The sequence below is a fragment of the Streptomyces gilvus genome (genome assembly GCF_022513565.1).
In the GTDB taxonomy this organism is placed as follows: Bacteria; Actinomycetota; Actinomycetes; order Streptomycetales; family Streptomycetaceae; genus Streptomyces; species Streptomyces gilvus.
Genome location: NZ_JAKWBE010000001.1, coordinates 1 through 23416 on the forward strand (window position 1 = coordinate 1; position 23416 = coordinate 23416).

Annotated in this window: 22 protein-coding genes; 11 read left to right on the forward strand and 11 right to left on the reverse strand. The window is 71.2% G+C overall.

The features are described from left to right. Nucleotides 1-36: 36 nt before the first annotated feature. Nucleotides 37-1716, reverse strand: a complete 1680-nt coding sequence (locus MKW14_RS00005) for a rhamnogalacturonan lyase B N-terminal domain-containing protein (RefSeq protein ID WP_240857942.1) — start codon at nucleotides 1714-1716, stop codon at nucleotides 37-39. A 201-nt stretch (nucleotides 1717-1917) separates the two neighbouring features. Between MKW14_RS00005 and MKW14_RS00010 the strand changes: the two genes are divergently transcribed. The 4 genes from MKW14_RS00010 (at nucleotide 1918) to MKW14_RS00025 (ending at nucleotide 6113) form a co-directional block, all read left to right on the forward strand. Next, nucleotides 1918-2964 carry a rhamnogalacturonan acetylesterase gene (locus MKW14_RS00010; protein WP_240857944.1) on the forward strand — a complete coding sequence of 349 codons (1047 nt, stop codon included), beginning with the start codon at nucleotides 1918-1920 and terminating at the stop codon, nucleotides 2962-2964. 199 nt (nucleotides 2965-3163) lie between these two features. Continuing rightward, nucleotides 3164-4867, forward strand: coding sequence for a DUF2264 domain-containing protein (locus tag MKW14_RS00015; RefSeq protein WP_240857945.1), 1704 nt, complete (start codon nucleotides 3164-3166; stop codon nucleotides 4865-4867). A gap of 20 nt (nucleotides 4868-4887) precedes the next feature. Continuing rightward, entirely contained in the window at nucleotides 4888-5346 is a 459-nt protein-coding gene (locus MKW14_RS00020) for a hypothetical protein (protein WP_240857946.1), read from the forward strand. Further along, nucleotides 5343-6113, forward strand: coding sequence for an isocitrate lyase/PEP mutase family protein (locus MKW14_RS00025; RefSeq protein WP_240857947.1), 771 nt, complete (start codon nucleotides 5343-5345; stop codon nucleotides 6111-6113). Before MKW14_RS00020 ends, MKW14_RS00025 begins: the two co-directional genes overlap by 4 nt. Here the strand turns inward: MKW14_RS00025 and MKW14_RS00030 are convergent. The 7 genes from MKW14_RS00030 to MKW14_RS00060 all read right to left on the reverse strand — a co-directional run bounded on the left by MKW14_RS00030 (nucleotide 6110) and on the right by MKW14_RS00060 (nucleotide 13027). Further along, nucleotides 6110-6928, reverse strand: a complete 819-nt coding sequence (locus tag MKW14_RS00030) for an alpha/beta fold hydrolase (RefSeq protein ID WP_240857948.1) — start codon at nucleotides 6926-6928, stop codon at nucleotides 6110-6112. The genes MKW14_RS00025 and MKW14_RS00030 overlap by 4 nt on opposite strands. After that, on the reverse strand, nucleotides 6921-7508 hold the full coding sequence (locus MKW14_RS00035; RefSeq protein WP_240857950.1) for a TetR/AcrR family transcriptional regulator: 588 nt from the start codon (nucleotides 7506-7508) through the stop codon (nucleotides 6921-6923). Before MKW14_RS00035 ends, MKW14_RS00030 begins: the two co-directional genes overlap by 8 nt. Before the next feature lie 178 nt (nucleotides 7509-7686). Continuing rightward, complete coding sequence (locus tag MKW14_RS00040; RefSeq protein ID WP_240857952.1) at nucleotides 7687-8487, reverse strand: ABC transporter permease; 801 nt, start codon at nucleotides 8485-8487, stop codon at nucleotides 7687-7689. A gap of 4 nt (nucleotides 8488-8491) precedes the next feature. Next, on the reverse strand, nucleotides 8492-9295 hold the full coding sequence (locus tag MKW14_RS00045; RefSeq protein WP_240857953.1) for an ABC transporter permease: 804 nt from the start codon (nucleotides 9293-9295) through the stop codon (nucleotides 8492-8494). Nucleotide 9296: 1 nt separating this feature from the next. After that, a complete protein-coding gene (locus MKW14_RS00050) occupies nucleotides 9297-10304 on the reverse strand; it encodes an ABC transporter ATP-binding protein (protein WP_240857954.1) in 1008 nt (335 codons plus the stop codon). Further along, nucleotides 10301-11674 carry an MFS transporter gene (locus MKW14_RS00055; RefSeq protein WP_308314562.1) on the reverse strand — a complete coding sequence of 458 codons (1374 nt, stop codon included), beginning with the start codon at nucleotides 11672-11674 and terminating at the stop codon, nucleotides 10301-10303. Before MKW14_RS00055 ends, MKW14_RS00050 begins: the two co-directional genes overlap by 4 nt. Nucleotides 11675-11776: 102 nt before the next feature. Then, nucleotides 11777-13027, reverse strand: coding sequence for a D-arabinono-1,4-lactone oxidase (locus MKW14_RS00060; RefSeq protein ID WP_240857955.1), 1251 nt, complete (start codon nucleotides 13025-13027; stop codon nucleotides 11777-11779). 108 nt (nucleotides 13028-13135) lie between these two features. Between MKW14_RS00060 and MKW14_RS00065 the strand changes: the two genes are divergently transcribed. The 7 genes from MKW14_RS00065 to MKW14_RS00095 all read left to right on the forward strand — a co-directional run bounded on the left by MKW14_RS00065 (nucleotide 13136) and on the right by MKW14_RS00095 (nucleotide 21725). Then, nucleotides 13136-14143, forward strand: coding sequence for a hydroxyacid dehydrogenase (locus MKW14_RS00065; protein WP_240857957.1), 1008 nt, complete (start codon nucleotides 13136-13138; stop codon nucleotides 14141-14143). A gap of 114 nt (nucleotides 14144-14257) precedes the next feature. Further along, nucleotides 14258-14989 (forward strand): pyridoxamine 5'-phosphate oxidase family protein, encoded by a 732-nt coding sequence (locus MKW14_RS00070; RefSeq protein WP_240857959.1) that lies wholly within the window; start codon nucleotides 14258-14260, stop codon nucleotides 14987-14989. Between the two features lie 59 nt (nucleotides 14990-15048). Then, complete coding sequence (locus MKW14_RS00075) at nucleotides 15049-16368, forward strand: radical SAM protein (RefSeq protein WP_240857960.1); 1320 nt, start codon at nucleotides 15049-15051, stop codon at nucleotides 16366-16368. A 607-nt stretch (nucleotides 16369-16975) separates the two neighbouring features. Further along, on the forward strand, nucleotides 16976-18466 hold the full coding sequence (locus MKW14_RS00080; protein WP_240857961.1) for a cellulose binding domain-containing protein: 1491 nt from the start codon (nucleotides 16976-16978) through the stop codon (nucleotides 18464-18466). 223 nt (nucleotides 18467-18689) lie between these two features. After that, nucleotides 18690-19790, forward strand: a complete 1101-nt coding sequence (rsgA, locus tag MKW14_RS00085; RefSeq protein ID WP_240857963.1) for a ribosome small subunit-dependent GTPase A — start codon at nucleotides 18690-18692, stop codon at nucleotides 19788-19790. 63 nt (nucleotides 19791-19853) lie between these two features. Then, nucleotides 19854-21236 (forward strand): DNA-3-methyladenine glycosylase 2 family protein, encoded by a 1383-nt coding sequence (locus tag MKW14_RS00090; protein WP_240858882.1) that lies wholly within the window; start codon nucleotides 19854-19856, stop codon nucleotides 21234-21236. Between the two features lie 6 nt (nucleotides 21237-21242). Further along, nucleotides 21243-21725 carry a methylated-DNA--[protein]-cysteine S-methyltransferase gene (locus MKW14_RS00095; RefSeq protein WP_240857966.1) on the forward strand — a complete coding sequence of 161 codons (483 nt, stop codon included), beginning with the start codon at nucleotides 21243-21245 and terminating at the stop codon, nucleotides 21723-21725. A 13-nt stretch (nucleotides 21726-21738) separates the two neighbouring features. Here the strand turns inward: MKW14_RS00095 and MKW14_RS00100 are convergent, their stop codons facing one another. From MKW14_RS00100 to MKW14_RS41455, 3 genes are all read right to left on the reverse strand, one after another. Then, nucleotides 21739-22107 (reverse strand): PPOX class F420-dependent oxidoreductase, encoded by a 369-nt coding sequence (locus MKW14_RS00100; RefSeq protein ID WP_240857967.1) that lies wholly within the window; start codon nucleotides 22105-22107, stop codon nucleotides 21739-21741. Between the two features lie 67 nt (nucleotides 22108-22174). Next, a complete protein-coding gene (locus MKW14_RS00105; RefSeq protein WP_240857968.1) occupies nucleotides 22175-22657 on the reverse strand; it encodes a DUF456 domain-containing protein in 483 nt (160 codons plus the stop codon). 511 nt (nucleotides 22658-23168) lie between these two features. Next, nucleotides 23169-23390 carry a hypothetical protein gene (locus MKW14_RS41455; RefSeq protein WP_374116516.1) on the reverse strand — a complete coding sequence of 74 codons (222 nt, stop codon included), beginning with the start codon at nucleotides 23388-23390 and terminating at the stop codon, nucleotides 23169-23171. Nucleotides 23391-23416: the final 26 nt, after the last annotated feature.

Consider the following 23416-nt stretch of genomic DNA (forward strand, 5'->3'; position numbering starts at 1 on the left):
CGGCACCAACCAGCAGTGGACGCGCGGCACCTGACGTCAGGTCAGCAGATCGATCGCGTCGATCGACGTGCCCGCGCTGAGATAGGACGTCGACCCCGAGCCGCTCGCCACGTAGATCTTCAGCGTGTTGTAGGCGCTGGTGTCCGTCAGCCAGGCGGACGCCGGCACGCTGTAGGTGAACGTGTGGTTGTTGCCCCGGTAGGAGCCCACGGTCAGCGACCGGGTGCTCGGCTGGGCGGGCGGCGAGGGAACGGCGGAGGTCCAGGTGTCGTTGACGACGACCTGCGGCCGGCCGTTGGCGTAGGCCGTCGTCACCCCGATCCGCAGGGTGTGCGCCGCGGCTGCCTGGGCGGCGGTCAGCTTGAAGTACACGACGATGCCGCTGTTGACGTCCTTCCACAGATAGCAGGGGAAGGCGGACGTCTCACTGCCGCTGCCGATCACCACGTTGCCGGTCCAGGAGGCGGCACGGACGTCGGACGGATGCGCGTACGTCATCAGGTCGGCGTTCTTGAACCCGCTCGGCGAGCCGTTCCAGTCGCCGATGCGCCAGATCGCGCTCGCGTTGCTCGGGTCGTTCGAGGACGGGACGGCGATGGTGTTGAGCGTGGTCGTACCGCCCGCCGAAACCGCCACCGAACCGGTGTAGACGGCCAGTTCACCCTTGAAGACGGTCAGCGTGTACGTCCCCGGCAGCACACCCGGAACGGAGAAGTAGCCGTCGGAGGAGCGTGCCGAACCCCAGTACTGTGCGGCTGAGTTGGCGAGGCCGACCGTGTACGGGTACGCCGTGTCGCGCCCGGTGATCCCGACGCCTGCGACCTTTCCGCGACCGCTCGCGGGGACGTACCCGGAAATGCCGAGCGAATCCGCCCAGGTGGTGCCGATGTTGGCGTGGTACAGCGACGACGAGGGCGCGCCGCCGTCCGTGAACGCGATGACGTAGGGGCCCTGGAGGCCGAAGCGCTGGGACTCCGTCTGGTTCTCGCCGTAGTAGAGGATCTCGTAGAGGCCGCCGCCGTCGGCGCTCTGGTGACGCAGCAGGGAGCGGTAGAAGGGGCCGCCGGACGCCTTCTCGTGGTTGGAGCGGACCACGTACAGGCCGACGCTTCCCGTGGTCCAGCCGATGTAGTCGTAGTCGATGACCCGCAGCCTGGAGTAGTGCTTGGAGCGGGTCTGGCCGTCGGACTTGGCGAAGACGTCCGAGGCCTCGACGGTGCTGGTCGTGTACGTGTAGGAGTCGGGTTCGTCGTTGAGGAACATCCCGGCTTTGACGCGCACGATGTAACGGGTTGCTGAAACCGAGTCGTCGGCCTTGTTGGTCCACAGATAGACGTTGTTCTCGCCGCTGCGGGCCGCGTAGTAGTGCTTGAGCGTGCCGTGGGTGACGGAGACCAGGATGGTCGATCCCGACTGACTGATCGTCACCGTCGAGGTGCCGAGGCCGGATTCGATGTGCGAGTTCTTGCCGCCGTAACCCTGGTACTCCGTGCCCTTGTAGACCAGCGAGGTCAGGTCACCGTTGGTCTTGCTGACCTTGAAGACCAGGCTCGCGCCGGTGTCGACGACGTAGTCGGCACCGTCGTCGCTCCAGCCGAAAGCGGCGGCGGACGCGGAGCCGGCCAGTGGACCGGCGAGGGCGGCGGTGCCCGCGGCGGCCGCGGTGCCGAGGACGAAGGTGCGGCGGCCGACCGGTCTGTTCGCGGTGTCGGACATGGGGGTGCCTCCTTCATGAGCCGTGGGGGTGCGAGTGCTTGGCAGGGTGACAGTTGAATCGATTTCGCGAAAGGGCTTTCACTCGACGGAAGTTGGCAGTCTGGTGAAATCTGCCCAAGTCTCTAGAAAGCGCTTGCCGGTGGCGGTACGGTCCAGCGGCCAGACTCTGTCGTTCCGGTCGTCCCCCGGAGGGATTCGCGAATGAGACGTTTCAAACTGACCGTGCTGGCGGCGCTGACCCTCGGCGCCGGACTGACCGCCACACCGGCCCAGGCGCACCAGGCGGCCAAGCCCCTCGGCCTGGACCACTGCACCGCCACCGCCTGCCACTTCGACGTGCCGCCCGGCACCTACGACGTGAACGTCCTGCTCGGCGGCGAGACCGCGTCCAGCACCAGCGTCAGCGGCGAGACCCGCCGCTCCCTGCTCCCCGAGACGCCCGCCGCGGCCGGCGAGCGCGTGGCCCGCAGCTTCACGGTGAACGTCCGTACCCCGGAGGGCGAACCGACCGGCCCGGACGGAACTCCCGGCCTGGACCTGGCCCTTGGCGGCTCGGCGCCCGCACTGGCCGGCATCCGCGTCTCCCCGGCGGCCCGGCACACCCGCCAGATCATCCTCGTCGGCGACTCCACGGTCTGCGACCAGCCCGCCGACCCGTACTCCGGCTGGGGCCAGCAGCTCCCGCAGTTCCTCCGCAGGGGCGTGTCCGTGGCCAACTACGCGGATTCCGGCGAGAGTACGGTCACGTACCTGGGGAACCCGCAGCTGTGGGGCACGGTGCAGCCCCTGATCCGCCCCGGTGACCTGGTACTGATCCAGCTGGCGCACAACGACAAGACGACCGACGAGGCGACCTACCGGGCCAACCTGGAGACCCTCGTGGCCGGGGTGCGGGACAAGGGCGGAAAGCCGGTCCTGGTGACGCCGATCGTGCGGCGGTGGTTCAATGCGGACGGCACCTTGAACAACAACACAGCGCTGCTCGTCAATGGTCTCGGTGTGGACCACCCCGCGGTCATCCGGTCGGTGGCGGCCGCGGAGCACGTACCGTTGATCGATCTGACCGCGAGGACGAAGGCGCTGGTGGAGTCCCTGGGTGTCGAGGGCTCCAAAGCGATCTACCTCTACAACGAGAAGAAGGACAACACCCACACCTCCGTGCACGGTGCGACGGTGTACGCGGGTCTTGTCCGCGACGGACTTCTCGCCCAGCACCTGGTGCCGAAGGGCCTGGTGCGGGTGGGATGAACGCCTGGGGCGTCTCGACCGGAACCGGGGCGCCCCAGGTCTCCCACCGGGTGATCCGGACGGCTTGATCCGCGTTGTTTCCCGAGCCGTGTTTCCGCGGTTTCCCCGAGCAGGGTCGCTTCCTCGAGCCGGGTCGCTTCCCCGAGCACGGTCGCTTCCCTGAGCCGGGGCGTTTCCGCAATTGTCTGAAAGAGAGCCGATGCACCTGCCCCCCGCCGATGCCACCCTGAGCCCGCGCACCGGTTACACCCGAGCACACTGGGAGGCGGCCGCCGACGCCCTGCTCCTCGCCGTCGAGCCGTACGCGGCCGAGGGCGGCGCGCTCTACCACCTCCCCGGCGACCGCCGGAGCTGGTCGGGCAGACTCTCCGACGGCCTCGAAGGCTACGCCCGTACGCTCCTCCTCGCGGCCTTCCGCCGCGACGAGAGCGCCCTCCAGCGCTACGCCGAGGGCCTCGCGGCCGGCACCGCGGGCGTCTGGCCCCGCATCGAGGACCGCGCCCAGCCCCTGGTCGAAGCCGCTTCCATCGCCCTCGCCCTGCGCCTGACCCGCCCGCTGCTGTGGGACCGCCTGGACGACGGGGTACGACAGCGGGCGGCGGCCTGGCTCGGCGACGCGCTGACCGCCGAGGCATGGCCGTGCAACTGGGAACTGTTTCCCGTGACGGTGGGCGGATTCCTCGACGACATCGGTTACGAGACGGCAGCCTCCCGCAAGGCGATCGACCACGGCCTCGAACGCATCGAGGACTGGTACCTCGGAGACGGCTGGTACACCGACGGCGACGGCCGCAAGTTCGACTACTACAACGGCTGGGCGATGCACCTCTACCCGGTCCTGCACGCATGGCTCGCCGACGACGAACGCCTGCTCGACCTCTACGGCGGCAGGCTCTCGCGCCATCTGGAGGACTACGCCCGTCTCTTCGGCGGCGACGGTGCGCCGATGCACCAGGGCCGTTCCCTGACCTACCGCTTCGCCACCACGGCACCGCTGTGGCTCGGCGCGCTGACGGACCGTACGCCCCTCACCCCGGGGGAGACGCGCAGGCTCGCGTCGGGGGCCCTGAGGTACTTCCTGGAGCGGGGAGCCGTGGACGACCGAGGTCTCCTCACCCTCGGCTGGCACGGCCCCGACCCGGCCGTCCTGCAAGGCTATTCCGGCCCCGCCTCGCCGTACTGGGCCAGCAAGGGCTTCCTCGGCCTCCTCCTGCCGCCCGACCACCCGGTGTGGACGGCGACGGAGGAACCGGGACCGGCCGAGCGCGCGGACGCGACCACACCGGTCGCCCCGCCCAACTGGCTTGTGCAGTCGACCCGTTCGGACGGCCTGGTGCGCCTGCACAACCACGGCAGCGAGGACGTCCGCTACGACCCGTACTACACGCGCCTCGCGTACTCGACGGCGACGGCGCCCTCCTCCTCGTACGACAACAGCGTGATCGTCGGCGACGACCCGGGCCGGACGGAGATCGAGCCGCTGGGCGCGGGCGACGGATGGGCGGCGTCACGGCACCTCGCCGGTGCGGGTGCCCGGGTCACCAGTGTGGTGCTGGTGCGAGGGGCCGTGGAGGTGCGGGCGTTCAGAGTCACCGGTGCGGCACCTGGGACGCCGGTCCGGGTGACGGGGTGGACGGCGGAACGGGAAGGCCTGCGGGCCGACCTCCTGCCGGCTGTCGGCCTGTCGGACGCGCTCACCGGGGTCACCGGGGACGAGGACACACTCTTCGTGGCCCTGGCACGGCTCACCGGGCAGGTGGATCCCGCGCCGTTGGGGGAGACGGTGTCGGTGGAGGCCCAGGGAGCAGGCGAGTTGGCCGTGCGGTGGAGCGACGGGCACGAGGTGCGGGTCCTGTTCGACGAAACCGGGAGGGGCGTCGTCGTTCGGCCCGCGCCGAAATGATCCGGTCCTAGCGTGGCCGTATGACCGAAACTCCGCAGGAAAACCCAGCCCGGGCCGTTACCGGCATGGTCGATCACGTCCTCGCCCTCGCCGCCACGTGGACTGCTTGGGACGGAAAACCGGCTCATCTCGACGGCCGTGTCTACACCCCGCACAAGGCGATCCGCCGGGTCGCCGACCATCTCGTCGACCACCTGGCCGAGATGGAGGCCCGGCTGGCCGGCCACGACCCGCGGCCCGACCACTGGCACGCCTCCGCGACCACCACCGAAGCCGACCTCGCGCCCTTCACCCAGGAGGATCTCGACGAGGCGCACAGCCGGCTCACTCGCCTCGCCCGTGTCTGGGCCAACCGGCTCGACGCCCTCACCGACGACCAGTTGGACCACTCGCCCGGAGAGGGCTGGAGCTTCCGTGAACTGGCCCTGCATCTCCAGGGTTCCACCTACTACGCGGACGCGGTGGGTGACCTGACGTGAGCGAGTTCGCCGACCTTCACCGCGCCGGCGATCCGCTGTTCCTGCCCAACGCCTGGGACCACGCCTCCGCGACCGCCCTGGCCGAACGGGGATTTCGGGCGATCGGGACGACCAGTCTCGGGGTCGCCGCGGCCGCCGGTCTGCCCGACGGCGCTTCCGCCACCCGTGCCGAGACCCTGGGGCTCGCTGTGTCGCTCGGCAGCGGGGCTTACCTCCTCTCGGTCGACGCCGAGGGCGGATTCAGCGAAGGCCCCGACCTCGTAGGCGAGTTCGCGAGGGAGTTGGCGGCCGTGGGCGCCGTCGGCATCAATCTGGAGGACGCTCTCGGACCCGTCGAGCGACATGCCGCGAAGATCGCGGCCGTCAAGTCCGCCGCACCGGGCCTCTTCGTCAACGCCCGCACGGACACGTACTGGCTCGGCGACGGGGACGAGCGAGACACGCTGCGGCGCCTCGACGCTTATCAACAGGCGGGAGCGGACGGCGTGTTCGTCCCGGGACTCGCCGACTTGGACACGATCGCGACCCTGGTGCGGCACGTCAGCGTCCCCCTCAACATCCTCTACACGCCCACCGGTCCGACCGTCCCCCAGCTGGCCGACCTCGGTGTGTGCCGCGTCAGTCTCGGTTCGCTGCTGTACCGGCGGGCACTGGGCGCGGCCCTGGAGACGGCGACGGACGTTCGGGCCGGCCGTGTCACGCAGGGCGGCACACCGTCGTATGAAGAGGTGGAGTCGTGGAGCCGGGCGGGGAGTGACAGAGGCTAACCGGGCAGCGGTGCGCTCCGGTCGTCGAGCGGGGCCAGTGTCCGGACGAGTCGTTCGGCGAACGCGACGGGGTGTTGAGCGACGCCGACATGGCCTCCGGGGAACTCGACGAAGCGGCTGTCGCTGCGGTCGGCGAGGAACTCGGCTGTGCGGAAGAGGAGGTGACCGCGCGAGTCGGAACCGGCGGCGAGGGTGAGACGGCTGCGGGAGTCGGTGAGGGCGGCCAGGTCGGGCGGGTAGGTGGTGAACTGACGTAGGACGTGAGTGAGGAAGAGGGCCATAGGGTTCAGCAACTCCTCATCCCTGGACAAGGGTTGCCCGCCTACTGGTTCGGGGGACGGCTCCTGTCCGGTCAGGGTGGCGTTCAGCCGTGTCGCCGCCGCCTGCAGGCCCGCCGCGCGGTAAGTGTCGTACACCGCCCGGAACATGGCCTGGTGCCGACCACCGTCGGGCAGTACCCCCACGCACGGCGCCTCGTGCGTGACGACGTGCCGCAGCCGTTCCGGATGGCGGGCGAGCAGGTCGAGGGCCACGATGCCGCCGGAGCTGGTGCCGAAGACGTACGCCGACTCGCCCTGGGGCAGGACCGCTTCGAGGACCCGGTGCGCTCCGTCGCTCCACTCCTCCACCCGCTGGTCCTCCACCGGCTCCCCGAGCCGCCCATGGGCGAGGCCGAGGGGGTCGTACGTCACGACGGTGAACCGGTCGGCGAGCGCGTCGGTCAGCGGATCGAGGCCCATGGGGTGCCCCGCGCCACCGGGAATGATCAGAAGCACGGGCCCGCTGCCGCGTACGTCGTGGTGCGGCTCAGTCATCGTTCTGCTGTCCTTCCCTCGGCCAGTGCCGAAGTGCGATGTGGAGGGCGTCCACGGCCTTGTCCCAGGATCGCTGTACGTCGCGTGGGGCGCCGAAGCCGCCGGTGGCCTCCAGGGCGCAGTAGCCGTGGAAGGTGCTGCGCAGCAGGCGTACGGCGTCGGTGAGGTCGGGTTCTTCGAGGCCGTAGGCGCGGAGCATGCCGTAGGTGATCTCTGCGGTGCGGCGCAGGGCCGGGGAGTCGGCGACGAGGGACTGGTCGATACGGATCTGGGTGGCCGCGTAGCGGCCGGGCCGCTCCAGCGCGAACTCCCGGTAGGCGCCGGCGAAGGCGGCCAGCGCGTCCTTGCCTGCGCGTCCGGCGACCGCGGCCGCGATGCGGTCGATCAGCTCGCCGCCTGCCAGAAACGCCATCCGCGTCCGCAGATCCTGGAGATTCCTGACGTGCGAGTACAGGCTCGCGTCCTTGACCCCGAAGTGCCGGGCCAGGGCGGAGAGCGTGACGTTCTCGAAACCGACTTCGTCGGCGAGATCGACGGCGGCCGCGGTGATGCGCTCGGGGGTGAGACCGGCTCGGGCCATGCGTACGACCTCCTGACTCCTACATTTCGACACTCCCCAGTTTCCTAGGTCCTCTAGGAAGCAAACTAGTAGCACTAGGCGCGTGAAGCGAACGATATTTTGAGGGCGTGATGGTGGGCACGGAAGAAACAGGACTGATCGTCCTGCGCGGAAACAGCGCCTCGGGAGAGGCGGGCCGTCAGCCGTTGACCCCCGTGTAGTGGTTCAGGCTCCAGCGCCACAGGAGGCGGGACGCGAGGTAGGCGAGGACGCCGATGAGGGGGGAGGCGGCGGCCAGCCAGTACGGGACGCCGGTGTCGTGGCCGTGGCCGGTGAGGACGGCCGCCGGGAAGTAGGCGACGAACGCCAGCGGGAGGCCGAAGGTGAGGAAGCCGCCGACCGCCTTGGGCAGGACGTTGAGCGGGTAGCTGCCGAAGGTGCCCAGCAGCTCCTCCAGCCAGCGGCTCCAGTAGTCGGCGGTGGGAAAACGCAGGGACGCGCTCGCCACCGCGGTGAACAGGGCGGCCTCCAGCAGCATGCCGCCGATGAGACAGACGATGAGATAGGTGACGCGGCCGGCGTTCCAGTCGAGGTGGCTGCGGGACAGGGCACCGGCCATCAGCCCCGTGGCCACGGTCAGGTCGCCGATCGCGTTGGTGGGAAAATACTGCAGCTGCACCTGCCGGTGGACCGGCATGGGTCGCAGCAGGTAAACGTCGATCTGCCCCTCCTGGATGAACCGGCCGATGCCGTGCATCCGGCCCAGGACCAGGACGAACAGGCCGTGCGCCAGCATGCGCGTCGCCGGGATCAGCAGCACGTCGGAGCTGTCCCAGCCGCCCATCCCGGTGAAGCGGGTCAACAGCACGGTCGCGAACACGATCACCGACACCTGCCAGATCGCGCCGATCGCGACCATCAGCAGGAACTCGGTGCGGTACTCCAGCTGGGAGCGGAAGTTGAGGCGCGTGACGCGCCAGGCGATCTTGACGGCGTTCATGACCTCAGCCTCCCTGGGAGATGACCCGGCGAGCAGCGCGCCGCCACAGGAACCGGGTGAACAGGTGGAGCAGCACGACCCAGCCGGCCTGGATCGCCAACTGCAGGGGCGCGTCGGACAGTTCGATGCGGCCGACGTACAGCGACAGCGGTACGTTGAGCGTCGCCTGGAAGGGCAGGAAGGTGCTCAGGGTGCGGAACCAGGCGGGGAAGAACCACAACGGAGCGTAGACCCCGGACATGAGGTTCTGAGCGAAGATCAGGATGAGCATGGCGGCGCTGTTGCGCACGGTCCAGAAACACATCTGGTCCAGCAGGAGCATGACGTGGTACAGCACGAGCTGCCCGAGCAGCAGGCTGAGCACGAACACCCCCGCCACGGCGGCCGATCGGGGCGGCTCGACCACTCCGGCGGCGAGGCACACCGCGTATCCGGCGAGCGCCCACGCGGCCCCGTAGACCTGCTCGCCGAGGGCGCGCAGGGCGTGGTAGCGGGCGGGCGACAGCGGGCGCAGGTACCAGTAGACGATGGTGCCGAAGTGCATGTGCTGGATGACCGTGTCCCGGCCCGCGTACTGGTCCAACTCCCGCAGCCGGGACGCGAGTACGGCCAGCACGGCGTACGTGACGGCCTGGTCGCGGCTCATGCCGGCGGCGACCGTCGTGCGGTCGTACAGGCCGTTCCACAGGGAGGCGACCAGCACCACCTGGACGATCAGCCGGACCAGCACGGCCGTCATCCGGGGCGGGGCGTGCAGCTCGCCGAGCGGGGTGACGCGGGCGGCGCGCCAGGCGTGCAGGACGGCCACCTCAGGCCCCTTTTGCGCCGGGACCGGCGTGGACGTACGCGGCCCGCATCACGTCCTCCAGGTCCGCCTCGTCGATGGCGATGCCCGTCACCTCGTACCGTTCGATGACCGCCTTGAGCGCCTGGTGGACGGTGGGCGCGTCGGGGCCGTCCGGGCCGAACACGACCTGCGGGCCCTCCTGTCGCAGCAGCGCGATGCCCGGCGGCGGTACGACCTCGGTGTGCGCGTCGGCCAGCGTGGCGCGCACCTGCCAGGTGGAGCCGTACTTGCGGCGGATCTCGTCGAGCGTGCCGTCCAGGACCAGCCGCCCGTGGTTGACGAGGACGACCCGCTCGGCGAGCCGCTCGACCTCCGTCATGTCGTGCGTGGTCAACAGGACGGTACGGCCCCGTTGTTCGACCTGATGGCGCAGGAACTCGCGGACCTGCTCCTTGACCACCACGTCCATGCCGATGGTCGGCTCGTCGAGGAAGACCACCGGCGGGTCGTGCAGCAGCGCCGCCGCCAGGTCGCAGCGCACCCGCTGGCCCAGGGAGAGATGACGCACCCGGGTGTCCCAGAAGGAGGACAGTTCGAGGATGTCGTCGAACTCCTTCAGGCGCGTGGCGTGTTCGGCCATCGGCACCTCGTAGATGTCGCGCAGGATCGCGAACGACTCCCGCACCGGCAGGTCCCACCACAGCTGGGTGCGCTGCCCGAACACCGCGCCGATGTTACGGGCGTTGCGTTCCCGGTCCTCGTACGGCACCACGCCCGCCACCCGGGCCTCGCCGGAGGTGGGGGTGAGGATGCCGGTGAGCATCTTGATGGTGGTGGACTTGCCGGCGCCGTTCGGGCCGAGCAGGGCGAGGAGTTCGCCCGGCGCCACGTCGAAGGAGATGTCGGAGACGGCGTGTTTGACGGCCCGTTCCGGGTTGACGAGGGATCTGAGGGCGCCGGTGAAACCGGGCCGGCGGACGGTGGTGTGGAACGAGCGGGAGAGGGAGCGGACCTCGATGCTGCCGATCACTCGACGGACCTCCGGGTGAGCTGGATCAGCCGTACGGTTGCCGCGAGCGAGGCGGCGGAGAGCGCGGTCAGCAGCCAGGGGACCGCGTGGATGCCCCAGGCCTCGATGCCCACGCCCAGCAGGGGCGGCGCCGCCACCCCGCCGGCCATCGACGCGGCGATGACCCAGGCACCGGCGCGCCTCGCCTGGGGAAGGGCCCTGTTCAGCCAGGGCAGACCGGTCGGAAAGACCGGCGCGATGAACAATCCGACACCGGCGTACGCCACCGGCGCCAGTCCTTTTGCCGGCGCCAGCAGCAGACACACGGTCATGCCGGCCGCGCAGACGGTGAGGATGCGTTCGGGGGAGTACCGCAGGGCGACAGGGACGACGAGGAAGCGGCCCGCCGTCATCATCAGCCAGTACACCGAGGTCGCCGACGCGGCCACGGTCGCGCTGTAGCCGACGGTCTCCAGATGGGTGGGTTCCCAGCCGCCGACGCCGGCCTCGACGGCGACGTTGAGGACGTAGAGGGCGAGGAAACCGAGGAGGATGCGGGGGAGACCGAGCCGGGCCTTCCCGGGAACCGCTTCCGCGAAGGTCTCCGTAGTGCCGTGGATTGGTTCCGCGTCGGTCACCGGAGTGCCGGAGCGCGGTTCCGCGTCGGTCACCGGAATACCGGGGCCCGGTTCCGCGCGGGTTGCCGGACCCCGGGTAACCGCTTCCGCGACGGTCGCTGGAGTATGGGAAACCGGTTCCGGTTCCCCGCCGGTCGCCGGAGTCAGGGAAACGGATTCCCCGCCGTTCACCGGAGTGCGGACGCCGTTCGACCCCGCGACCACCAGCAGCGTCGCCAGCACGGCGCACGCGCCGAAGGCGTACGTGTACGAGTCCCGGCCCAGCCACGCCACCACCACCGGTCCGAGCACCGCGCCGATGCCGAAGTGGGCGTTGAGCACGTTCAGCATGGCCGTGGAGCGGTTGCCGAAACCGACGGCGAAGAGCTGGTTGAGGCCGTAGTCGATGCCGCCGAAGCCGAGGCCCGCGAGGAAGGCGGCGGCCAGGGCGAGCGGCCAGCCGGGGGCGAGTGCGAAGCCCGCGGCGCCCAGCGCCATCAGGCCGTAACTCGCCGCCAGCAGAGTTCTGTTGCTGATTCGGGAGTGGATCGCGTTGAAGGCGAGGACACCCGCCACGCCCCCCGTGAAGTGCAGGCTCAGACCCAGCCCGGCGCCCGCCGGGGACAGACCGAACTCGGCGCGCAGCCCCGGCACGGCGGGACCGTAGAGCGCTTGGAGCATCCCGATGAGGACGAACCCGGCGCAGGACGCGGCCGTGGCCGGCCGTGTGAACAGCCGGCCCGGCGCGGGCGTCCTCAGGACCGTCTCGCTCACCTGACCTCCGACCTTGGGCAGGCCGGAGCCATGTCGGCCCGGCGCGGCGCAACAGTATGGGCTACCGAGGTGAATCGGCAATGGGTTAAAACATGGGGTGTATTAAGTCAAGTCACCCAGGACATCCCGGACGAAAGCGTTGGCGAACTTGCCCTGTGGATCGAGCGAGCGGGCCAGTTCCCGGAAGTCGCCGAGCCGGGGGTAACGCTCGCGCAGCGCCGACGCGGGAACGGTGAAGACCTTCCCCCAGTGCGGCCGCGCGTCCAGGCCCTCCAGCGCCTCCTCCACCCGCCGCACCACCGGCAGCACCGCCGCCGTGTCCTCGACCCAGGTGAAGTGCAGCGCCACCGTGTCCCGCCCGTACGCGGGGCTCAGCCACTGCGCGTCGGCGGCCACCGTGCGCACCTCGCAGATCTGCAGCACCGGCGCGACTGCCGTACGGACCGCGTCCAGGGCGTGCAGAGCGTCCAGGGCGTACGGCCTCGGCAGCAGGTACTCCGACTGCAGCTCGGCGCCGCTGCTCGGCGTGAACTCGGCCCGGAAGTGCGGAAGCCGCTCGTGCCAGGGCCCCGGAACCCCCAACTGCTCGGTGCAGTTGACCGCGGGCATGCCCGGCACCGGGTGCAGCTTCTCGGTCGCGGGCGCGGCCCACGGGAAGTCGGAGAGCGGCTGGTCGGCGCGCCGCTTGAGCCACACCTGCCGGAAACCGGGCGCACGCCAGTCGGTGAACAGGCTCACGCTGTACGCCGACGCCGCCACCTTCTCGAAGTCCAGCCCCTCCAGCGGCAGTTCGGTGAAGACACGCTGCTCGACCTCGTACGACGGCTCGAGGTCCAGCGTGAGCGCGGTGACCACGCCCAGCGCGCCCAGGGAGGTAACGGACCCCTCGAACCGGTCGTCGCCGCGCCCGATGGTGACCAGGGACCCGTCGGCCGTGACGAGCTCCACCTCACGCACGGGCGCCGCCAGCGACCCGTTGCCGACCCCCGAGCCATGGGTGCCGGTGGCGACCGAGCCGGCCACCGAGATGTGCGGCAGGGAAGCCATGTTGGGCAGGGCCAGACCGTGCGCGTACACGACGCGGGCGAGTTCGGCGTACCGCACGCCGCCCGAGACCCGTACCGTCCGGGCCGTGCTGTCGACGTCGATCACCGGGGGCAGGTCGGCGACCGTCAGCAGGACGCCCTCGGGGCCCGGCTCGGCGATCTCGTTGAAGGAGTGCCCGCTGCCCAGCACGCGCACCTTCGCGCTGCGCGCCACGAGATCCCTGATCCCGTCCAGCGAGTAGGGGCGGTGCAGCTCCTTGGCGGTGTAGGTGATGTTTCCCGCCCAGTTGGTGACCGTGGTCGTCATCTGTGTCGTCCCTCCCGGAGAGTGCCCATGCGTTGACCCTCTCATTTGCCGCCGCCTAGCGTAGATACCGGTTTCCATCCGCCCGCCCCCGAGCCGGAAGGCCCTTCGTTGCCAGAGCGTCCGCAGGCGCTGTTCGCCATGACGGCGGAGAACGTTCCGCGGGTGTTCCCGCCGGAGGTGCTGGCACGGCTCCACGAGTCCGTGGACATCGACCCCGGACCGGTCGCCGAGGACTTCGCCGACCCCGAGGTGCGCAAGGTTCTCGCCCGCACGGAGATCCTCGTCACCGGCTGGGGCTGCCCCGTGCTGGACGCCGCCGCCCTCGACGCGGCCCCCGGGCTGCGCGCGGTCCTGCACTCGGCCGGCTCGGTCAAGGGCTTCGTCACGCCCGAGGTGTGGCGGCGCGGCATCGCGGTCTCGACGGCGGCCGCCGCCAACGCGATCCCGGTCGCCGAGTACACGCTCGCGGCGATCCTGCTCGCCGGGAAGGACGCCTTCACGGCCCGGGACCGGCTGCGCGCCGGGCGCGCGTTCCCCGGCTGGGAGTTCGTACCCGGCATCGGCAACCACGGCCGCCGGGTCGGCGTCGTCGGCGCCTCCCGCATCGGCCGCCGCCTGCTGGACCTGTTGCGCCCCTTCGACCTGCGGGCGTGCCTCGCCGACCCGTACGTCGACGCGACGCGCGCCGCCGCGCTGGGCGTACCGCTGCTTGAGCTCGACGACCTGCTGCGCACCTCGGACATCGTGACACTGCACGCCCCCGAGACCGCCGAGACCCGGCACATGATCGGCCGGCGCGAGCTGGCGCTGATGCCCGACGGGGCGGTGCTGATCAACACGGCACGCGGCGGCCTGGTCGACCATGACGCCCTGATCGCGGAACTGCGCAGCGGCCGCCTCTCCGCGGTCCTCGACGTCACCGACCCCGAGCCCCTGCCGGCCGACTCACCCCTCCACGAGCTGCCCAACGCCTTCGTCACCCCTCACCTGGCGGGATCCCAGGGCAACGAGGTCGCCCGCCTCGGCCGGGCGGTGGCGGAGGAGGCGGCACGGTTCGTGGCCGGGGAGGAACTGGCGTACGCGGTGGATCCGGGGGCGCTGGAGCGGGAGGCGTGAGCGGGGTGCACCGCCGACGCGGCTTGCTGCGGATTTCGTTGTCGTAATGCGTTACATCGGCTGTTTCCGGCTTTCTGCAGCGTTTTCCTGGCGATATCAGTAGCGTGCGGCTCCATGGCCCACGATCCATCGCCCGACGTGCCCACGGCAGTGCCCGCCGACGTGCCCACGGTCGTGCCAACCGCCCTGTCCGCAACCCTGCCCGTGACCGACCTCACCCGGCACCGTCGTCTGCGGGAGCAGGGCAGTCTGGAGCGGGCCGATCTCGACGCGATCCTCGACGCGGGGTTCGTCTGTCATCTGGGGGTCGTGGTCGAGGGGCGGCCGCTGGTCGTGCCGACCGTGTACGGCCGGGACGAGCGGCAGCTCTACCTCCACGGCTCGGTGGCCGGCCGCAGCCTGGCGGGCGGTACGCCCGTCTGCGTCACCGTCACTCATGTCGACGGACTGGTGCTGGCCCGCTCGGTCTTCGAGCACGGCGTCAACTACCGCAGCGCGATGATCCACGGCGTGGCCCGCAGGGTCACCGACCCGGAGGAGAAACTGGCGGGCCTGCGCCGCCTCACGGAGCACGCGGCGCCGGGCCAGTGGTCGTACGCCCGGGGCCCGAACCGCAAGGAGCTCGCCGCCACCACCCTCCTCGCGCTCTCCCTGGAGGAGGCGTCGGTGAAGATCCGCACGGGTGCGCCGGACGACGGTGACGGACCGGACGCCGAACTGGGCCTGTGGGCCGGAACCCTGCCGCTGATCTCGGCCTGGGGCGCGCCCGTGCCCGACCCGCTGCTCCCGCCGGACATCGCCGTACCGGGACACATCGCGCGCCGTGCGGGGACCCGGCACGGCTGACGCGCGGACGAGGGCATACCGTGAGGAGTCGAACGCCTGAGCCGGGAGGAGAGATCGGGATGGGCAGCCGTACCGCGCTGGTCGAGGATCTGATGGAGCGGTTCCCGCAGGTACCGCGGGAAGCCGTTTTCAAGGAGGACCTGCTGCGAGGGGGCGTCGCCTTCGACCCGTCCGCCCTCAGCGACAACGAGAGCGGCGAGGTGAAGCCGAAGTCGTACTTCATCTTCTCCTTCGACCACGGCACCCTGCCGGAGCTCGGCGAGGCCGCGCTGCGTCGGCCGCCGGAGGAGATCATCCTCACCGGAGGGCCGTACGACCTGCGGCGGACCGTGGTGTCGGTGCGGGTGAACCCGTCCTCGCCCTACCGTGTCGCCGCCGACGAGGAGGGCATTCTCGGGCTCTATCTCGACGGAAAACGCATCTCCGACGTCGGTGTGCCGCCCATGCCGGAGTACTACCGGCACACCCTCTCCAACGGGAAGTCCGTCATGGAGGTCGCCCCGACCATCCAGTGGGGCTATCTCATCTATCTCACCGTTTTCCGCGTCTGCCAGTACTTCGGCGCCAAGGAGGAGTGCCAGTACTGCGACATCAACCACAACTGGCGCCAGCACAAGGCCGCCGGACGCCCGTACACCGGCGTGAAGGACGTCGAGGAGGTGCTGGAGGCCCTCGAGATCATCGACCGGTACGACACCCAGAAGGCCTCCACCGCCTACACCCTCACCGGCGGTGCCATTACGAAAACGGTTGCGGGACGCGATGAGGCCGACTTCTACGGTCATTACGCCAAGGCCATCGAGGAGCGCTTCCCGGGCCGTTGGATCGGCAAGGTGGTCGCCCAGGCGCTGCCGCGCGACGACGTGCAGCGGTTCAAGGACTACGGCGTGCAGATCTACCACCCCAACTACGAGGTGTGGGACCGCCGGCTGTTCGAGCTGTACTGCCCGGGCAAGGAGCGTTACGTCGGCCGCGACGAGTGGCACAGGCGCATCCTGGACTCCGCCGAGGTCTTCGGCGCGCGCAACGTCATCCCCAACTTCGTAGCGGGCGTGGAGATGGCGGAGCCGTTCGGTTTCACCACCGTCGACGAGGCCATCGCCTCGACGACCGAGGGGCTGCGCTTCTTCATGTCGCACGGCATCACGCCCCGTTTCACCACCTGGTGCCCCGAGCCGACCACCCCGCTCGGCAAGGCCAACCCGCAGGGGGCGCCGCTGGAGTACCACATCCGGCTGCTGCAGGCCTACCGCCAGACCATGGACGACTTCGGTCTCTCCTCGCCCCCCGGCTACGGCCCGCCCGGACCCGGCCGCGCCGTCTTCTCGGTGAGCTCCTTCATGGACAGCCTGCCGGCGCAGGAGGCCGCGGAGGTGTGACTCCGGGGCAGCACCGGCCAGTGGTATGTGACATAGCACCCCCGACCCGACCAGTGGTATGTGACATGGCACTGGCCCGTCCGGCGAATGGTGCGTCACGTGGCACTCCCCGGCCGGCTGACGGTGCGTGACATGGTCCTGACCGGCTGGCGGACGGTGCGTGACCTGCCGCTGACCAGCCGGCGGCCAGTGGTATGCGACATAGCACTGCCCTGCCCCCGGATGGCATGTGACATAGCACCTCCGACCCAACCAGTGCTGTGTGACATAGCACCGGCCAGGCCCCCCCCGGCCCCGGCCGCCGGAGCGGCCACCCCAGTCACCGCGATCTTCTGCAAAAACCCGGTCCGCCATCGATACTTCTCCGCGTTCCTTCCGTATAACTCTCGTAGCAACGAGGAGTGGGTGCGGGAGCGCAGGACCGGCGTGCGTTCCGAGCGGCAGGACGGTGCCACCGGCGGTCACTTGACGCGACGGCCGGTAACCGAATTGAATACGGCGCTTGTCAGTTGTGACGACGTTGTGAAAGGCTCGGGCTCCCGCGAGGTTCCCCACAACTCCGTTGCCAATCAGGTGAGTTGACCTCGCTCGTGGATGCAGGAGACCCATGCCCGACCTGCCGACCCCGAAGGACGCCGCCGAGGCCGCGCTGTTCTCCGAGTGCTGGGACGCGGTGCTTTCCTACGCCGATCTGTGCACCGCCGGCGCAGAAGCGGCCACCCAACTGGCCACCGAGGCCTTCGCGCTCGGCATGCGCGAGGTCCGCGTCGGCGACGGCGGCTCCACCAGAAGCGCCGGCCGCCGCTCCCGACTCCCCATGATCCCGCTGCTGTTGGCCGCCGTACGCACCACGGGGGCCGCCTGGGAGGAGGGCGGGCGAGGGCACGACCTCGACCCCGATCTGCGACTGTGGCTCCACTCGGACAAGGCCGCCCGCTACACCGGGCCCCCGTTGCGGCGCCCGCTCGCCCTGCGCGGTCTGCGCGACCTCCAGGAGGCCGACGCGGCACTGTTGTGGCTGGCCGAGGTGGAGGCGCTGCCGACCTCCGTGGTCGCCCGCCGCCTGGGGCTCGATCCGGCCCTCGTCGGCGAGGAACTCGCCCAGGTGCGCGGCCTGTTCCGGGACCGCTGCCACCGTGCCCACCTCGACACGCCGATGGACGCCGACTGCCGCAGCTACGCCCGCCTCCTTGACGCGGTCACCCGCTCGCCCGCCGCCGACATCCCGCCCGACCTCTCCCGCCACCTCGCCACGTGCGTGGACTGCGCCGAGGCCGCCGCGTGTCTGCGCCCGCACGGCGGCGGACTGCCCGCCGCCCTCGCCGGCGGGGTGATCGGCTGGGGCGGCCTCGCCTACCTGGAGCGCCGCCGACGGGCCGCCGAGGTCCGCCTCGGCGCGGGACGCCCGGAACCGGCAGACGGGGACGGCGGCCGGCCCGTGACCGGCGCCCAGCGCGCCCGCGTCCTGCGCAGCGGTCTGCTCGTCGCCGCCGTGGTGGTGTCGCTGCTCGCGCTGGCCGTCTCGCTGATGCCGTTCGGCAGCGGCGACAAGGACGTCGCGGCGAGCGGCGACCCGAGCGACAGCAGCCCGGTTGCGGCCCCCCGCCCGTCCCTGCCGGACCTCGGCGCGCCGGCGACGACGGCCTCCGCCACCAGCACCCCGAGCCCGGGCCCCACGCCCTCGGCGACCAGATCCTCGGGCGAGGAGAAGAACCCCGACCCCGAACCGCAGGGCACCTCCTCCTCGACGGCCGGTACCGGTTCCGCGGACCCCTCCCCGACGACCTGCACCTACTCCTACGACCTGGTCAACCAGTGGCCCGACGGCTTCCAGGCCACCCTCTCCGTCACCACCGCCGAGGCCCTCGGCGACTGGCGCGTCGCCTGGTCCTTCCGGGACGGCCAGAAGGTGACCCAGATGTGGGACGCCAGCTTCGGCCAGAACGACTCCCGGGTCACCGCCAGGGCCGCCGACTACAACCGGTCCGTCCCCGCCGACGGCACCCTCTCCTTCGGCTTCCTCGCCTCCTGGAAGGGCAGGAACGCCCCGGCGTACGACGTGACGCTCAACGGACACAGCTGCGCGAAAAGCAGTTGACGCGGCTCGGCCGTGACGGGCTACTGTTGCGGCGGTTCCCGCACGAGGAACTGACGCGCGAGGAACACACGCAGGCACAAGAGACCAGGAGGTGTTGACCGATGGCTGTCATCGCGATGGGCGCTGCCCGCATCCGGTTCATCAAGTCCACCTCCGTGGCCGTCGGCTGACTCACCGAAGTCCCAACCCCTTTGCCGGTGGCCGCCCTTGTGAAGGGTCACCCTTGACTTCCAGTTCTGCTTCCCCCGTTCTGCCCGCGCTCGCTCCCTACGGCTGGGACGAGGCATGGGCGGACGCGTTCGTCCCGTACGCCGCCGAAGGGCTCCTGCCCGGGCGGGTGATCCGCGTCGACCGCGGTCAGTGCGACGTGGTCACCCCGGGCGGGGTGCTGCGGGCCGACACCGCGTTCGTCACCCCGCACGACCCGCTGCGGGTCGTGTGCACCGGCGACTGGGTCGCCGTCGAACCCGGCGGCAACCCCCGTTATGTGCGCGCGTGTCTGCCGCGCCGCACCGCCTTCGTGCGTTCCACCTCCTCCAAGCGGTCCGAGGGGCAGATCCTCGCCGCCAACGTCGACCACGCGGTCGTCGCCGTGTCCCTGGCCGCCGAACTCGACCTGGGCCGCGTCGAACGCTTCCTCGCCCTCGCCTGGGAATCGGGCGCCCAGCCCCTGGTCGTCCTCACCAAGGCCGACCTCGTGCCGGACCCGGTGACTCTCTCGCACCTCGTGCAGGACGTGGAACTCTCGGCGCCCGGTGTGACCGTTCTGCCGGTCAGCGCGGTCGAGGGGGACGGACTCGACGCCCTCGTGTCCCTCGTCTCCGCCGGTACGTCCGTGCTGCTCGGCCAGTCCGGCGCCGGCAAGTCGACTCTTGCGAACACGCTCATCGGCGAGGACGTGATGGACGTACGGGCCGCGCGGGACGTCGACGGCAAGGGACGCCACACCACCACCACGCGCAACCTGCTCGCCCTGCCCGGCGGGGGTGTCCTCATCGACACGCCCGGTCTGCGCGGGGTCGGGCTGTACGACGCCGAGAGCGGGGTCGGTCAGGTCTTCAGCGAGATCGAGGAACTGGCCGAGCGGTGCCGCTTCCACGACTGCGCGCACACCGCCGAACCCGGGTGCGCGGTGCTGGCGGCCGTCGACGCCGGGGACCTTCCTGTGCGGCGCCTGGACAGCTACCGCAAGCTGATCCGGGAGAACCAGTGGATCGTCGCCAAGACGGACGCCCGTCTGCGCGCCGACCTCCGCCGCGACTGGAAGCGGAAGGGGGCGGAGGGCAGGGCCGCCATGGAGGCCAAGCGGGGCCGCCACAGGTAGACAGCGTCACGTCCGAATCCCGCTGGCCGCATCGTCCTCCTCAGGCGGAGACTGGACGGCGTGATGGACGAGGACACCAGGTACGAAGCCGTACGCAGCCGGGACGCCCGGTTCGACGGGGAGTTCTTCTTCGCCGTCGAGACCACCGGGATCTACTGCCGGCCCAGCTGCCCCGCGGTGACTCCCAAGCGCCGCAACGTCCGCTTCTTCACGACGGCCGCCGCCGCGCAGGGCTCGGGTTTCCGGGCCTGCCGGCGGTGCCGTCCGGACGCGGTGCCGGGCTCGGCCGAGTGGAACGTGCGCGCGGACGTCGTGGGCCGGGCCATGCGGCTGATCGGCGACGGGGTCGTCGACCGGGAGGGCGTGGCCGGGCTCGCGGCGCGGCTCGGCTACAGCGCCCGGCAGGTGCAGCGGCAGCTGACCGCCGAGCTGGGCGCCGGACCGGTCGCCCTGGCCCGCGCCCAGCGGGCGCACACCGCTCGGGTGCTGGTGCAGACGACGGATCTGCCGATCACGGAGATCGCTTTCGCGTCCGGGTTCGCCAGTGTGCGGCAGTTCAACGACACGATCCGCGAGGTGTACGCGGCGACGCCCAGCGAGCTGCGGGCCGCCGCGCCGCGGCACAGGGGCCGTCGGCAGGCGGTGGGGATCCCGCTGCGGCTCGCCCACCGCGGGCCCTACCAGGCCGGTGCCGTCCTCGACCTGCTCGCGGCCGAGGCGGTGCCCGGTGTGGAGGAGGTCGACGGGCCGCGCGGGCGGCGCACCTACCGCCGTACGCTCCGCCTTCCGCACGGCACGGGCGTCGTCGCCGTCGACGAGCGGCCGGGCGTGGTGAGGACCGCGTCCGGTGTCCGTCCGGGGGGCTGGCTGGAGGCCCGGTTGCAGCTCGCCGATCCCCGCGACCTGACCACCGCCGTGGGGCGGCTGCGGCGCCTGTTCGACCTGGACGCCGACCCGTACGCCGTCGACGAGCGGCTCGGCGCGGACGCGCGGCTCGCTCCGCTGGTCGCCGCGCGGCCGGGGCTGCGCTCGCCCGGTGCCGCCGACGCGGAGGAGCTGGCGGTGCGGGCGCTGGTCGGGCGGCGGGAGGCCGAGCGGCTGGTACGGCGCTACGGCAAGGCGCTCGACTCGCCCTCCGGCAGCCTCACCCACCTCTTCCCCGAACCCGCCGTCCTCGCCGAGGCCGAACCCCACGGGTCGCTCGGCGCCCTGGCCGCGGCCCTCGCCGACGGCGCCGTCCGCCTCGACCCCGGCGCCGACCGCGACGACGCCGAGGCGGCGCTGCTCGCCCTGCCCGGACTGGACGCCGCCACGGTCGCCGTCATCCGCACCCGCGCCCTGGGCGACCCCGACGTCGCGCCGCCCGGCGCCGACGTCCCCGACAGCTGGCGCCCCTGGCGCTCCTACGCCCTTCACCACCTGCGCGCAGCAGGAGAGTTGGACTGACCTGTGATGACCACCGTGTGGACCCGTGTCGACAGCCCCCTCGGCCCGCTGCTGCTCACCGCCGACCCGGCCGGCGCGCTCACCTCCGTCTCCGTGCCGGGGCAGAAGGGCGGCCGTACCGTGCAGGAGGGCCGGCGGCACGAGCCCGCCGCGTTCCGGGCCGCCGAAGACCAGCTCGCCGCCTACTTCGCCGGTGACCTCAAGGAGTTCCGGCTTCCCTTCAGCACCGCGGGCAGCGAGTTCCGGGAACGGGTGTGGAACGCCCTGGACCTGGTGCCGTACGGGGCGACCACGACGTACGGCGAGATCGCCGCGCGGATCGGGGCGTCCCGGGCCGCCGTACGGGCCGTGGGCGGTGCCATCGGCGCCAATCCGCTGCTGATCGTCCGGCCCTGCCACCGCGTGATCGGCGCCGGCGGCTCACTGACCGGCTACGCGGGCGGGCTGGAGCGGAAGGTGCGCCTGCTCACCCTGGAGGGCAGCCTGTAGCAGCCCCGGCACGTCAGTCCTCCAGCCCCCAGCTGTGGATCCGCCGCGGATGGATGCGGATCACCTCCTCGCTGAACTGCGGGCCCAACTCGTGCGGCCCGGTGAGGAGTTCCGCCTCGCCGCGGATGTCGACGCCGCGCACCTTCCACGGGCGCAGGCTGACGATGTCGTCGACGACCAGCGCGACCTTCGGGTTCTCCCGCAGGTTGCGCCACTTCTTGGTGCGGCCCATGGCGTACCCGCCGACCAGGATCGTGCCGTCGTCCTGCGGGAAGAAGCCGACCGGGTTCGCCTGCGGCTGTCCCTGCGGGTCGACGGTGGCCAGCCGTCCCAGCCGCTGCGACTTCAGATACGCGCGCTCGGCCTCGCTGAATTCGCTCATGCCCCTCACCCAAACACGCCCGCCCCGCCTCCACATCGGATCCTCGGCCTGGTCCGCGGGACCTACGTCACCCGCCGATCACCGCGCCCAGCCACGCGCCCATGATCAGCAGGCAGGTGAACAGTTCGGTCAGCACACTGGAGCCGCCGGAGCGCATCGCCGTGCGCAGTGCCGCCATGGCCTCGCCGTGCCGGCCGAGACGGAGGCGTTCGGCGAGGTAGACGCCGGCCAGGAAGCCCGGGATCGCGCCGAGCACGGGAAGCAGGCAGAAGCCGAGGAGCGCGCCCGTACCGGCGTACACCGCCATCCGAGGCGTGGCGCCGCTCGCCCGCAGCCGGCGGGGCGGCAGCGCCCAGCGGACCACCTGGCAGAGCAACAGCGCCACGGTGGCGCCGACCAGGACCCACCAGGCGACCGGCCGCGGGTCCTTCAGCGCCCACCACAGGACCGCGGCCCACACCAGCCACGACCCGGGCACCCCGGGCACCAGCACTCCGCACAGGCCGAGCAGGATGACCAGACCGACCAGCAGGAGGTCCCACACTCCCATGTGCCCAGGGTGCAGGAGGGACCCGGAAAGCGCAGGCCAGCATCCGGTACGGCCCCGGGGGCGCTGCCCCTCCTTCGACCGCGACCCCGGGGTGTGCGCGGTGGCGGAGACGGTGGGGGGACGGCGGAGTCGTCCGGTACCCCCCTGTTCGTGGCGAAGAATGACGGTGATTCACAGCTGATCTCCAGGAAAGTGGGCCACACTCGGCCCGACCGCACCGGGTCTGCGCGTGGCCCGGTCGCTCTGAACGTGATCCGGGCCCGGGATGTGCCGTCGCCACGCCGTTGGCGCGAAGGGGATCCGGGCCCGGGTCACTCCGGGGTCGCCGGGCGGTTCTCCCGTGGGGGGTGGAACCGCCCTGCGACTCGTTTCCCGTTTTCCTGTTCGACGTGTCACTCGACACGCCGTTCGACTGGGCGTGCCGTGCCGGTTTTTCCCGTTGCCCCGTTTTCATCCGGCGCCCGCGGTGGACAATTAGGGGCATGAGCCAGCAGGGGGGAAGTCCCACCGGTCACGAGGACGACTGGTGGGGACAGCTGTACGACGACTCCACCGAGGACACGGGGCCGACCCCCGCGGCCGACACGTTGGACGACCGGTTCGCCTCGGCGTCCGGGACCGTGGCCGACGGATCGCCGCCGGGCGAGCGGGCCGACGTGGTCCCCGCCCAGCGCGGCGGCACGTCGACGGAGACCCCGACGACGGCCCCCACGTCCCGAACACAGACCGGCATGAACACCGGCCCTGCCCCCGCCCGGG